Source organism: Pseudomonas sp. Irchel s3b6 (assembly GCF_900187415.1).
GTDB lineage: Bacteria > Pseudomonadota > Gammaproteobacteria > Pseudomonadales > Pseudomonadaceae > Aquipseudomonas.
This window is the reverse complement of the sequence record NZ_FYDM01000001.1, coordinates 684494-698033: the sequence shown is the minus strand read 5'-3', so window position 1 is coordinate 698033 and position 13540 is coordinate 684494. Positions and strand designations below refer to the sequence as shown.

Genomic DNA, 13540 nt, shown 5'->3' with positions numbered 1-13540 from the left:
CAAAAAAAAACCGCAACCCGAGGGTTGCGGCTTTTTCATGTCAGGCGAGGATCAGTGAGCGAACAGCGAGTTGCCCTTCTGCCCGGCCAGTTTCTCCGGCTTGATCAGGAAACGCGCCAGCGCTGGCAGCAGCCACAGTGCGCCGAACATGTTCCACAGCAGCATGAAGGTCAGCATCAGGCCCATGTCGGCCTGGAACTTGATCGCCGAGAAGATCCAGGTGCACACGCCGATGGCCAGGCACAGGCCGGTGAACAGCACCGCTTTACCCGTGGACTTGAGGGTCTGGTAGTAGGCCTCTTGCAGCGGCAGGCCGGCACGCAGGAAGCTTTCCAGGCGGCTGTAGATGTAGATGCCGTAGTCCACGCCAATCCCCACCCCGAGCGCCACCACTGGCAAGGTCGCGACTTTCACACCGATGCCCATGAAGGCCATCAGGGCGTTGCCCAGCACCGAGGTCAGCACCAGCGGCAACACGATGCACAAGGTCGCCGCCCAGGAGCGGAAGGTGATCATGCACATGGTGGCCACGCAGATGTACACCAGGATCAGGATGGTCAGTTCCGATTCCTTGATCACCTCGTTGGTGGCCGCTTCGATCCCGGCGTTACCGGCCGCGAGGATGAACTCCAGGCCGTCCTTGTTGTTTTCCTGGGCGAACTCCTGCACCGCATGCACCGCGCGGTCGAGGGTCTCGGCCTTGTGGTCGTTGAGGAACACCAGTACCGGCGCCAGCGAGCAACTATTGTTGTACAGGCCGTCGGCCCGGGCAATGGAGTTGTTCAGCACATCAGGGTTGCGCGACAGGGTTTCCCATTTCAGGTTGCCCTCGTTCATGCCCTTGATCATCTGCTTGGACACCGTGACCAGCGAGATCGCCGACTGCACGCCCTCGGTGTTCTGCATCTTCCACATCAGTTCGTCGATCGGCGCCATGGCTTCGTAGCGCGAGCAGCCTTCGGACTTGGTCTTGACCATCACCACCAGCACATCGGAGCTGGTGGAGTAATTGCTGATGATGAAGTTGTTGTCCTGGTTGTAGCGCGAGTCCGGACGCAGCTCCGGCGCCCCCTGATCGAGGTCACCGATCTTCAGGTTCTTGCTGTACCAGAGGCCGCCACCAAAGGCGACCAGCGCGATGAGGATCGAGACCGGCGCGACTTTCGAGCTGGCAAAATTCGACAGCAGGCGCCAGAACGGGTGTTCACGGGTCGCGTCTTTTTTGCTGCGCTCGATCGCGCGCTTGCTGATGCCGACATAGGAAATCGCCACGGGCAGCAGGATCAGGTTGGTGAACACAATCACGGCCACACCGATGGAGGCGCCAATGGCCAGCTCGTGGATCACCCCGATGTCGATGATCAGCAAGGTAATGAAACCCACCGCGTCCGCCAGGATCGCGATCATGCCCGGGAGGAACAACTGACGGAACGTGCGTCGGGCAGCTGTCAGGGCGTTGTCCGCCTCGCTGGACTGCAGGGCGATACCGTTGATTTTCTGTACGCCGTGGGAAATGCCGATGGCGAAAATCAGAAACGGCACCAGCATCGAATACGGGTCCAGACCGAAGCCGAATGCGTGCATCAGGCCCAGCTGCCAGATCACCGCCACCAGGGTCGTACTCAACACCGCCACGGTACTGCGCAGGCAGTTGGTGAACCACAGCAGCAGGAACAGGGTGATGACGAAAGCCACACCGAAGAACATCACCACCATGAGCAGGCCATCGATCAGGTCGCCAACTTTCTTGGCGAAACCGACGATGTGGATCTGGATGTTGGGGTTCTGTTGTTCGAACTTGTTGCGGATCTTGTCTTCAAGCTCGTGGGAGAACTTCTGGTAGTCCAGGGCCAGCAGCTTGCCCTGGTCTTCCGGGTCCGGGTAGGACTCCAGCAACGGAATGTCGATGATGCTCGACTTGAAGTCGTTGGACACCAGGCGCCCGACCTGGCCGGACTTGAGCACGTTGTTGCGCAACTGGTCGAGGCTGTCAGTCGAGCCATTGTAGCTCTGCGGGATCACTTCGCCGCCGGCAAAGCCTTCCTCGGTCACTTCGGTCCAGCGTACGCTCGGGCTCCACAGCGACTTGAGGCCCGAACGGTCAACCCCGGAAATGTAGAACACCTCGTCGTGGATCTGACGCAGGGTCTCCATGTATTCCTTGGAGAAGATGTCACCGTTGGTGGCCTCCACGGAAATACGCACCGTGTTGCCCAGGTTCGCCAGGTCGTTGCGGTGCTCCATCATCTTTTCAATGAAGGGATGCTGCAGCGGGATCATTTTCTCGAAGCTGGTGGACGGCCGGATCAGCGTCGCCTGCCAGAACAGAAAGATACTCACCGCCAGGCAGATGATGATCACCGCCGGGCGATTGTTGAAAATCAGGCGTTCGAGAAACGTCGCCTTGTCTTGATGATGACTGCTCATGGAAATCCTCGCCTTCTTGTTATTTGCCCGGCTTACTTGCTCAGCTCGGCGCCATTTGGCGAAGTGACGCGAACGCCGCCCTGTCCTGCCAGAATCAGATTGCCGTTGCCCGCCGCGGTGACGGCCGAGACGGAAATTCGATCCGGTCGGTTGAACACGCTGAAGGTCTGCCCGTCGTCGCTGCTGCGCACCACGCTGCCGCCGTTCCCGACGATCACGATGGAGCCGTCATCGAGCAAGGTGGCGCCCGACAGCCCGAACTCCAGCGCACCGCGAGCGGCCTTGAGCTCAACCGGCTCCCAGGTCGTGCCGAAATCGGTGGAACGGAACAGGTTGCCGCGCAGCCCGTAAGCCAGCAGCGTCGACGGTTGGCGGGTGCCGATCACGCCAAAGAGCGAGCCTTCATACGGCCCCTCGACGCGCTCCCAGGTCTGCCCCCAGTCGGCGGAGCGGAACATGCTGCCCTGCTCGCCGACAATGAACAGCCCGGAATCCTTGACTGCGGTGATGGCGTTGAGGTGGTACTGGTCTTCGTTATCGAGGCGGTCACTGGCGTCCTCCCAGTGCTTGCCGCCGTCGCTGGTTTCCAGCACCGCACCGTAGGCACCCACGGCAAAGCCGTTGTTGACGTCCTTGAACCAGACGTCGAGCAACGGCGCTTCGCGTTTCAAATCTTCGAATTGCTTGGTCCAGGTGGTGCCGCCGTCTTCACTGGCGAGGATCTGCGCATCGTGCCCCACGGCCCAGCCGTGCTGGTCATCGACGAAGAACACCGAGGTCAACAGCTGGCGCGTCGGCACCTTGGCCTGGGTCCAGGTGACACCCTGGTCATCGGAATAAAGAATGTGCCCGCGATCACCGACCGCGATCAGGCGTTTGCCGGCGTGCACGACATCCAGCATCAAGCCCTTGGCGGACTTGCCGGACTCGATCGAATAGACCGTGTCGACCGCTGGCGTGGCAACCGCCAGCACCGGCGCCGACAACACGGCCGTGCCCAACAGCGAGAGCGCTGTAGCCAGCAACGCGAATCTGCGTAATACCGGCGGGCGGCCAATACCCACACCCATGACAGGCTCACTCATAGACCTTTCCCCCATTATTATTGTTAGGTCATTCAACCTTTCAGGGCGCCGTTCAGGGCGTGCGTCCGATGGCGGATTCGTCGCATAGTGCGCAAACCTGCAATCTAGAGCCCCTTCGGAAGCTGGCCTATCCTATCCAGCTTTCGAAACGTCTGACAATCGACGCCACGTTATCTTTTGTTAACCTGAGGGCTAAGGGTAGGCGCTGAATGACAAGACATCCCATGGCGTGATCAAAAACACACTTAGCCCCGTAACACAAAGCATGGGCATACCCAGCAAATGCACCACCACTCAACAGGCCGAGCCTTGGCGAGGGGCCGGACGTTCGGGGCGAAGACCTTCGCTTCCTTACCACGAAGGATGGGTATGCCTTGAACAAGTGGGTTACTTGCGCTTATAGCTTTTATTGCCACTAGGGGTCAGGCAATAGACGCCGCCTCTGGGCCCTGTGCAAAAGGCCCCCGTGCCACACTGACAACTCCCATCGCCTTGCAAGAGAGGCTGAGGCCGTGTGCTGCCGGCCTTCTGGCCAAACACCGCCGAGCAGCTCTTTTTCGAGGCGCTGATGGAACCGTCATTACACAAGAAAATATCGCCATCACACCGGGCAATACCGCCTTTTTTCCCCGAGCAGGGCTGATTCGCCGCCCACGCCGAGGAAGTGGCAACGCCCAACGAAAGGACCGACGACAGTATCAATAATGGCATCCAGCCACGGCGGGACAGTGCGCGCACCTTGAAGCCTCCAGGCAAGTTATGGCCCGATGATATCAATGTTCGTCGATCACATGAAAAGTCTCGCCGCCATCCGGCAGCACGCCCTCTACCCTGTATGAAAGTTTTTTTAGAAACCTGCCAGGCATTTCTTGGCACACTGGTGCCCATGTTTCATTTTCTTTCAGGCAAACCCCATGACCCGAATCCTGACCATTGAAGACGACGCCGTGACCGCCCGGGAGATCGTGGCCGAGCTGAGTAGCCATGGCCTGGACGTGGACTGGGTGGCCAATGGTCGCGAGGGCCTGGCCCGCGCGGTCAGCGGCGACTATGACCTGATCACCCTGGACCGCATGTTGCCGGAGCTCGACGGGCTGGCCATTGTCACCACCTTGCGCACCATGGGGGTGGCGACGCCGATTCTGATGATCAGCGCCCTCTCCGATGTCGACGAGCGCGTGCGCGGCTTGCGGGCCGGTGGCGACGACTACCTGACCAAACCCTTTGCCACCGATGAAATGGCCGCCCGGGTCGAAGTCCTGCTGCGCCGCCAGACCACCGTCAAGGACGTGCAAACCCTGCTGCGGGTGGCCGACCTGGAGCTGAACCTGATCAGCCGCGAAGCCTCCCGTGCCGGACAACTGCTGACGCTGCTGCCCACCGAATACAAGTTGCTGGAATTTCTCCTGCGCAACACCGGGCAGATACTCTCGCGGATGATGATCTTCGAGGAAGTCTGGGGCTATCACTTCGACCCCGGCACCAACCTGATCGATGTACACATCGGACGGCTGCGCAAGAAGATCGACCCACCGGGCCTGCTGCCGCTGATCCGCACCGTGCGAGGCTCGGGTTATGTCATTGCTGAACCCGTCTAAAGGCTGGCGTTCGTCCAGCAGCCGCCTGCTGACGCTCTACAGCGCGCTGTTCGTGGTCTGGAGCGGCTTGCTCATGGGGGTGATGTACTACGAGGTGTCGCACTACCTGGACAACCTGGCCCGGCACTCGATGATGCAGCGCCAGCATCTGTTCTCACGCTTTCACGGCATCCAACTGGATGAAGCGCTGATCGCCAGCACCACCTTCGACCAGCGCGGCGTCGATGCCTACGGCTTGTTCGACGAACAGCAACGGCCCTTGCACGGGCTGATCCGGCAGATTCCGGCAGACCTGCCGCTGGACGGCAAGGTGCACGAACTCGACCGTTGCAGTGAACCGGATGACGCCAGCCTGCCGCCGGACAGCTGCGATGCCGTGGCGACCCGCACCCTGGATGGACGCTGGCTGGTGCTGGCACGCGACAACGGCTCACTGTTTGCCGTGAACCGGATCATCCTGCACGCACTGCTGTGGGGAGTGTCGCTGACCATCATTCCCGGTATCGCCGGCTGGTACCTGTTGCGCCGGCGCCCGCTGCAACGGATTCGTGCCCTGCAGGCCAGCGCCGAAGCCATTGTCGCCGGCAACCTGAACCACCGGTTACCGCTGTCCAGCCGACGCGACGAACTGGACATGCTGGCCGCTATCGTCAACGCCATGCTCGAACGCATCGAGCGCCTGGTCAACGAAGTCAAAGGTGTCTGCGACAACATCGCCCACGACCTGCGTACCCCGCTGACCCGCTTGCGCGCCCAGCTCTACCGCATGCAACAACACGCTGCCGAAGGCTCGAGCGAGGCCGCCCAGTTGGACCAGGTGATCGCCGAAACCGACACCTTGATGGCGCGCTTTCGCGGCTTGCTACGCATTTCCGAACTGGAAGACCAGCAACGCCGCTCGGGCTTTGTGCTGTTCGACCCACTGCCGCTGCTGCAGGAACTGCACGATTTTTACCTGCCACTGGCCGAGGAAGGCCACTTGAGCTTGAGCCTGCAAGCGCCGCAGGACTTGCCGGCGCTGACCGGCGACCGGGCGCTGATGTTCGAAGCCCTGTCGAACTTGCTGAGCAACTCGATCAAGTTCACCCCGGCGGGCGGCCAGGTGCGGGTACGGGCGAGCAACAACGCCGGCAGCACACGCATCGAAGTGCTCGACTCCGGCCCCGGCATTGCGGCGGACAAGCGCGCCGCCGTGTTCCAGCGTTTCTACCGTGTCGACGACACCGCCAAGAACGGCGGTTTCGGCCTGGGTTTGTCGATTGTCGCTGCCATCGTCAACCTCCACGGCTTCAGCCTGGACGTGGGCAGCAGCGAACTGGGCGGCGCCCGCCTGACGCTCGATTGCTGCCAGCGTCTACTGCCCGCTACTGCGTGACGCACACCGTTTTGGTGGTCACCCGGGTGACTTCGCCCTCGGCCCGGGCATCGCCCAGCACCTGGGTGTTTTCAGTGCTGCTGCACTCTTTGGTGGGCGGCGCGTGAACCACTACGGGCGGCGGCGGGCTGGCACAACTGCTCAGGGCAGCGGCGCAGAGTCCGAACAACAGGGCGGTGAACGCAGATCTGAACACAGTGTTCATGAGGTAACCTGCCAGTGCGTTGATTGAACCATCAGAGGCCCCGCTCCCGAGGAGCCGGCCTGTTCAGTAGAGCCGCGTGGGTTTCTGATAGTTCAGTCGTTGGGCAAGCTGACCGCGTTTATTGATCGTGACCCTGCTTGATCGTGTCCAAGCGATCGGGTCAACAGACCGTCACCTCAGGTGAGGCTCGGTAGCCAGAGCCGGAACCGTGCCCCGCCCAAAGGCGACGCTTCTACCGTCAGCGTACCGGCCTGGGCTTCCAGGGCCCGGCGGCTGATGGCCAGGCCGAGGCCGAAGCCGCCGGTGGCGCGGTCGCGGCTGCGGTCCAGGCGGTAGAAGGGTTCGAAGATCCGTTCGCGCTCGTCCTCGGGGATGCCGATGCCGTCGTCGTCGACCCAGATTTCGCAGCCCTGGGCCACGACCTGCACACTGACCTGAATGCGCTTTTCGCAATAGCGCATGGCATTGCGCAGCAGGTTCTGAATGGCCCGAGCTGTCAGGCGCGGGTCGAGACTGAAGCGTTCAAGCTGTCCGTGCAGCAACACATCGATGACGATCTGCGGCGACTCCAGTTCATCATCGACGCTGCCCAGGATGCTGTCGATGAACTCGTCCAGCGACACCTCCACCTGCTCCGGCAGGCGCGCCGGGTTTTGCAGCCGGCTGTAGGACAACAACTCCAGCACCAACTCGTCCAGCTCGCGAATGTGCGCCACCAACCCCTGCAAGCGCTCGCGGCTGGCGGCCGGCAAGTCGTCGGACAGGGCCAGGGCCAGGCCAAAATCCAGACGGGTCAGGGGCGTGCGCAGTTCATGGGACACCGCATTGAGCAAGTCACGCTGCTGGTTGAGCAGGTCTTCGATGTCGCCGGCCATGGTGTCGAAGACATGGGCCAGATGGCCGATGTTGGAACTGGCGGTAATCTGGGTGCGCTCGCTCAGATGCCCCTTGCCGAAGCGTTCGGCGGTATGTTTCAAGCGTTCCAGGTCACGCCAGTGCGGACGCAGCCAGATCAGCAGGCAGGCCAGCAACGCCGCGCCGATCAGCACATTGATGCTCCAGTACAGCAGACTGACGTCCATCGGGTCGGGCGGGACGATCAGCTTCACCGCCAGCTCAGCGTTCAATGGCGCCACCGCCAAGGTGCGCCAGCCCCAGTCCCCCATGCGCACGACCATCTCGCCGCGTTGCAAGCGCTCGCGCTCATGGGCGGTAAAACCGCTGTCGTCGATCCGCGCCACCGCGATCTGCAACGGCCGGAACTGTTGATCCATCTCAGTGGCGAGCGCCGGCCACTGTTCGGGCGGCACACGCTGGAACTGTTGGACGATGAGGTTCTGCACCCCTCGGGAATGGTCGAGGTTGTAACTGGCAAAACGCTCGTGAAAAACCTTGATGACCAGGTCAGGGACCAGATAGATCGCCGCACTGAAGGTGACAATGGTGATCAGGTACAGGCGAATCAGAATGCGCAACATGGCTTCAGCATTCCCACTCGGAACGGCTGAACAGATAGCCCTTGCCCCACACGGTCTTGATCTTGCGCGCTTCGCCGGCGTGGTCGTCGAACTTGCGCCGCAGTTTGGAAATGGCCACGTCCACCGAGCGGTCGGTGCCGTTGAATTCGATACCGCGCAAGCGTTGCAGGATCTGGTCGCGGCTGAGCACTTCACCCGCATGCCGGGCCAGCACCACCAGCAGGTTGTACTCGCCACTGGACAGCTCCACCGGCTGCTCGCGCCAGGTCACGGTGCGTTCCGACAAGTCGATGCACAGGTTGCCCATGAGAATCCGGTCGCTGGCGGTCTGCGGCTCGTTCAGGCTGCTGCGCCGCAACAGGGTGCGCACCCGCGCCAGCAGCACCCGTGGCTCGCAGGGTTTGGTGACGTAGTCGTCGGCCCCCATCTCCAAGCCCAGCACCTGGTCGTGGCTGTCGTCACGGGCGGTGAGCATGAGGATCGGTAGCGTTGCCGAGTCGGCGCGCAACAAGCGGCACACCTGCAGGCCATCCAGGCCTGGCAGCATCAGGTCGAGGATCACCAGGTCCGGCGTCGTGAGCCGCGCACGCTCGCGCACCTGATCGCCACGGCTGATCACGCTGACTTGATAGCCGTTGCGTTCGAGGTAGCTGGCAATCAGCTCGGAGAGCGCGGAGTCGTCTTCGACCAGGAGAATGTTGGGCATGGGTGTTTCCAGGAAGTGCTGAGGTGACTGTCGGGGCTGGTCCTAATGCCGATCAGTTAAGGAAATGAGATCGAACGTGTAGGAGCGAGCATGCTCGCGATGAACTCAAGAGCTACGCGATTACTCAGAAAATACGCGTAATCGTTAACGTCCATCGCGAGCACGCTCGCTCCTACACAGGTCGGCGTTCGCTTAACTGATTGGCATTGGGGTTTGTCCGCAAGAGCAATCGATCAGTCGCATTAGAGATCAAGACGTCAAGGATATACGCCCTCACGCGTACGCGAGCAAAACCTTCACACAATTTCACAGAGCCACTACAAACGTTCACCGCTACCCTGCCCGGCTGCCCGTAGCATGCAGGGGTCATTATTGGGGTATTCACATGTCAAAGAACCTGTTGGCGAAGCTCGGCCTGATTGCACTGGGCCTGACGCTGGGCGCCTGTGACAAGACCGCCACCAGCGATGAGGCCGCGCCGCTGGCCACGGTACGGATCGAAACCCTCTCAGCCCGCCCGCTGTCGATCAGCAGCGAACTGAGCGGGCGGATTGCCGCTCCGCGTATCGCCGAAGTGCGCGCCCGGGTCGCCGGTGTGGTTCTGCAACGCACCTTCCGCGAAGGCAGTGATGTGAAAAAGGGCGAGGTGCTGTTTCGCATCGACCCGGCACCGTTCAAGGCCGACCTGGACAGTGCCGAGGCCGCACTGCGCAAGGCCGAGGCCAATGCCTTCCAGGCCCGACTTCAAGAGCAGCGCTACGCCAGCCTGATCGCGGACAAGGCCATCAGCGCCCAGGACTACGACAACGCACGGGCCAATGCCCTGCAAACCGCCGCCGACGTTGCCGCCAGCAAGGCCGCTGTCGCGCTGGCCAGGCTGAACCTGGGTTATGCCACCGTCACCGCGCCGATCTCCGGGCGCATTGGCCGGGCGCTGGTGACCGAGGGTGCACTGGTGGGGCAGAACGAAAGCACGCCCCTGGCGGTGATCCAACAACTGGACCCGATCCACGCGGACCTGACCCAGTCGACCCGCGAGCTTAACGACCTGCGCCGGGCCCTACGGGCTGGCCAGCTGCAACAGGTCGGCCAGGATCAAGCCAAGGCCACGCTGATTCAGGACGACGGCAGCCTCTATCCGTTGCCCGGCAAACTGTTGTTCTCCGACATCAGTGTCGACCCGGGTACCGGGCAGATCATTGTGCGCAGCGAGTTCCCCAACCCGGACCTCGACCTGCTGCCGGGTAGCTTCATTCGCGTGCGCCTGGAGCAAGCGGTACAGCTGCAAGGCATCAGCGTGCCGCAACGGGCGATCCTGCGTGACAGCGCCGGCATCGCCCAGGTGCTGTTGCTCGACAGCGAGGCCCGGGTCAGCCAGCAACCGGTGCAACTGGGCCAGGCACAGCAGGACCGCTGGATCGTCACCGGTGGCCTCAAGCCCGGCGACCGCATTGTCATCGAAGGCCTGCAGCACGCCCGTCCCGGCGAGCAAGTAGCGATCGACGACACCCCTCTTCCCCTTGCCCAGGTCTCCGGGCAGTAGGCAGGACGCAGACTTTATGCCGCACTTCTTTATCGACCGCCCGGTGTTCGCCTGGGTGGTTGCATTGTTTATCCTGTTGGCCGGTGCCTTGGCCATCCCGCAACTGCCGGTGGCGCAGTACCCCAACGTCGCACCGCCGAAGGTCGAGATTTACGCGGTATACCCCGGCGCCTCGGCGCAGACGGTCGATGAAAGCGTGGTCAGCTTGATCGAAGAGGAACTCAACGGCGCCGATCACCTGCTGTATTTCGAGTCCCAGAGCAGCCTCGGCAGCGCCACCATCACCGCCACCTTCCAGCCCGGCACCGACCCGGAAATGGCCCAGGTCGATGTGCAGAACCGCCTCAAGGCGGTGGAGTCGCGCCTGCCGCAGGCGGTGATCCAGCAGGGTTTGTCGATCGAGAAGGTCTCGGCCGGCTTCCTGCTGCTGATCACTCTCACCTCCAGCGACGGCAAGCTCGACGACGTGGCGCTCAGTGATTACCTGGCGCGTAACGTGATGAACGAGATCAAGCGCCTGGACGGCGTCGGCAAGGCCACGCTGTACGGCTCCGAGCGGGCGATGCGTATTTGGCTCGACCCGCGGAAACTGGTCGGTTTCAACCTGACCCCGGCCGACGTCAACGCCGCGATTGTCGCGCAGAACGCCCAGGTCTCGGCCGGCAGCATCGGCGACTTGCCGACCCGTACCACCCAGGAAATCACCGCCACCGTCCTGGTCAAGGGTCAGCTGTCGACGCCCGAAGAGTTCGCTGACATTGTCTTGCGGGCCAACCCCGACGGCTCCACCGTGCGGGTGAGCGACGTGGCGCGGGTCGAGGTCGGCAGCCAGGAATACCAGTTCTCCACCCGCCTTAATGGCAAACCTTCGACCGCGGTCGGCGTACAACTGGCACCCGGTGCCAACGCGCTGCACACCGCAACCCTGGTGCGCGAGAAAATGGACGAGCTGGCGCGCTACTTCCCGGCCGGCGTGGAATACAAGATCCCGTACGACACCTCGCCGTTCGTCAAAGTCTCGATCACCAAGGTGGTGGTGACCCTCGGCGAAGCCATGGTGCTGGTGTTCGCGGTGATGTTCCTGTTCCTGCAGAACATCCGCTATACGCTGATCCCTACCCTGGTGGTGCCGGTGGCACTGATGGGCACCTTCGCCACCATGCTGGCGCTGGGTTTCTCGATCAACGTGCTGACCATGTTCGGCATGGTGCTGGCCATCGGCATCCTGGTGGACGACGCCATCGTCGTGGTGGAGAACGTCGAGCGGATCATGGCCACCGAGGGCCTGTCGCCCAAGGAGGCTACGCGCAAAGCCATGAGCCAGATCACCGGGGCCATCATCGGCATCACCCTGGTGCTGGTGGCAGTGTTTATCCCGATGGCGTTCATGCAGGGCTCGGTGGGCGTGATCTACCAGCAGTTCTCGTTGTCGATGGCCACCTCGATCCTGTTCTCGGCGCTGCTCGCCCTGACCTTGACCCCGGCACTCTGCGCCACCTTGCTCAAGCCCATTGCCAAGGGTGAGCATCACGCCAAGGGTGGTTTCTTCGGCGCCTTCAACCGACGCTTTGACCAACTGACCACGCGCTATGAAAGCTGGGTGGTGTATGCGCTCAAACGCAACGGGCGTTATCTGTTGATCTATGTCGTGCTGCTGATTGGCCTCGGCGTACTCTTCAGCCGCCTGCCCTCCTCGTTCCTGCCAGTGGAAGACCAGGGCTACACCATCACCGACATTCAGCTGCCGCCGGGCGCCAGCAAGAATCGCACGGTGCAGGTTGTGGAACAGATCGAAGCACACAACGCCACGGAGTCGGGGATCGGGGACAGCACCATCATTCTCGGCTTCAGCTTCTCCGGCAGCGGCCAGAACGCGGCGCTGGCGTTCAGTACGCTGAAGGACTGGTCGATGCGCGACAGCCAGGACTCCGCGGCCTCCATCGCCGACCGCGCCAACATCGCTTTTAGCCAGATCAAGGACGCGGTGGCCTATTCCATACTGCCACCGCCGGTGGACGGCCTCGGCACCTCCAGCGGTTTCGAATTCCGCCTGCAAGACCGTGGCGGCCTTGGCCACGCCGCGCTGATGCAAGCACGCACCGCTCTGCTGGACGCCGCCGAGAAAAGCCCGGTGCTGATGAACGTGCGCGAAAGCGCCCTGGCCGAAGCCCCACAGGTGCAACTGATCGTCGACCGCAAACAGGCCAACGCCCTGGGAGTTTCGTTCGCCGATATCGGCGACGTGCTGTCCACGGCCGTGGGTTCGGCCTACATCAATGACTTCCCCAACCAGGGGCGGATGCAACGGGTGGTGGTGCAGGCTGAAGGCGACCAACGCAGCCAGGTCGAGGACTTGCTGAAGATCCACGTGCGCAACAACGCCGGGAAAATGGTGCCGCTGTCGACCTTCGTCCGCGCCGAATGGACCCAGGGGCCAACCCAGTTGACCCGCTACAACGGCTACCCGGCCATCAGCATTTCCGGCGAACCGAGCCCGGGTCACAGCTCCGGTGAAGCCATGGCGGAAATCGAGCGCCTGGTGGCCCTCGGCCCGACCGGCCTGGGTCAGGAATGGACCGGGCTGTCGTTGCAGGAGCGCTTGTCCGGCAGTCAGGCGCCGATCTTGCTGGGCCTGTCGTTGCTGGTGGTGTTCCTGTGCCTGGCGGCGCTGTACGAGAGCTGGTCGATCCCGACCTCGGTGCTGCTGGTGGTCCCATTGGGGGTACTGGGAGCGGTATTGGCCGTGACCTTGCGGGGCATGCCCAACGATGTGTTCTTCAAGGTCGGCCTGATCACCATCATTGGCCTGTCGGCGAAAAACGCGATCCTGATCATCGAGTTCGCCAAGAGCCTTTACGATGAAGGTCACGACCTGATCGACGCCACGGTGCAAGCCGCGCGCCTGCGTCTGCGGCCGATTGTCATGACCTCGCTGGCGTTCATCCTCGGTGTGGTGCCGCTGGCGATCGCTACCGGCGCCAGCTCGGCGAGCCAGCAGGCGATCGGCACCGGAGTGATTGGCGGGATGATCACCGCAACCTTGGCCGTGGTGTTTGTGCCGGTGTTCTTTGTGGTGGTGATGAGGCTGGTTCGTAAACGCCATAAGGACAGCTGACAGGCAGT

At 62.3% G+C, this 13540-nt stretch carries 10 protein-coding genes; 4 read left to right on the top strand and 6 right to left on the bottom strand.

The genetic code is table 11. From position 1 onward, the window contains the following. Nucleotides 1-51: 51 nt before the first annotated feature. From CKW07_RS03340 to CKW07_RS25590, 3 genes are all read right to left on the bottom strand, one after another. Nucleotides 52-2427 (bottom strand): RND family transporter, encoded by a 2376-nt coding sequence (locus tag CKW07_RS03340; RefSeq protein ID WP_095143562.1) that lies wholly within the window; start codon nt 2425-2427, stop codon nt 52-54. Between the two features lie 32 nt (nt 2428-2459). Further along, on the bottom strand, nt 2460-3512 hold the full coding sequence (locus CKW07_RS03335) for a YCF48-related protein (RefSeq protein ID WP_095143561.1): 1053 nt from the start codon (nt 3510-3512) through the stop codon (nt 2460-2462). Between the two features lie 387 nt (nt 3513-3899). Continuing rightward, on the bottom strand, nt 3900-4223 hold the full coding sequence (locus CKW07_RS25590; protein ID WP_095143615.1) for a hypothetical protein: 324 nt from the start codon (nt 4221-4223) through the stop codon (nt 3900-3902). Nucleotides 4224-4426: 203 nt separating this feature from the next. On the opposite strand from CKW07_RS25590, the gene CKW07_RS03325 reads away from it, so the two are divergent. Both CKW07_RS03325 and CKW07_RS03320 read left to right on the top strand, forming a co-directional pair. Beyond that, a complete protein-coding gene (locus tag CKW07_RS03325) occupies nt 4427-5110 on the top strand; it encodes a response regulator transcription factor (RefSeq protein WP_095143560.1) in 684 nt (227 codons plus the stop codon). Further along, nucleotides 5088-6485: a HAMP domain-containing sensor histidine kinase gene (locus CKW07_RS03320; RefSeq protein WP_095143559.1), complete on the top strand. Its 1398-nt coding sequence runs from the start codon at nt 5088-5090 to the stop codon at nt 6483-6485. The genes CKW07_RS03325 and CKW07_RS03320 overlap by 23 nt, the downstream gene beginning before the upstream one ends. Here the strand turns inward: CKW07_RS03320 and CKW07_RS03315 are convergent. The 3 genes from CKW07_RS03315 to CKW07_RS03305 form a co-directional block, all read right to left on the bottom strand. Further along, the gene (locus tag CKW07_RS03315) at nt 6475-6690 is read right to left on the bottom strand and encodes a hypothetical protein (RefSeq protein WP_095143558.1); all 216 of its coding nucleotides are present in this window, start codon (nt 6688-6690) and stop codon (nt 6475-6477) included. The two genes, CKW07_RS03320 and CKW07_RS03315, sit on opposite strands and share 11 nt — an antisense overlap. A gap of 176 nt (nt 6691-6866) precedes the next feature. Beyond that, nucleotides 6867-8168, bottom strand: a complete 1302-nt coding sequence (locus tag CKW07_RS03310) for an ATP-binding protein (protein WP_095143557.1) — start codon at nt 8166-8168, stop codon at nt 6867-6869. Between the two features lie 4 nt (nt 8169-8172). Beyond that, nucleotides 8173-8874, bottom strand: a complete 702-nt coding sequence (locus CKW07_RS03305; protein WP_095143556.1) for a response regulator transcription factor — start codon at nt 8872-8874, stop codon at nt 8173-8175. Nucleotides 8875-9259: 385 nt separating this feature from the next. Between CKW07_RS03305 and CKW07_RS03300 the strand changes: the two genes are divergently transcribed. Both CKW07_RS03300 and CKW07_RS03295 read left to right on the top strand, forming a co-directional pair. Then, the gene (locus CKW07_RS03300; RefSeq protein WP_095143555.1) at nt 9260-10417 is read left to right on the top strand and encodes an efflux RND transporter periplasmic adaptor subunit; all 1158 of its coding nucleotides are present in this window, start codon (nt 9260-9262) and stop codon (nt 10415-10417) included. 16 nt (nt 10418-10433) lie between these two features. Further along, nucleotides 10434-13532, top strand: a complete 3099-nt coding sequence (locus CKW07_RS03295; RefSeq protein ID WP_095143554.1) for an efflux RND transporter permease subunit — start codon at nt 10434-10436, stop codon at nt 13530-13532. The last annotated feature ends 8 nt before the right edge of the window (nt 13533-13540 follow it).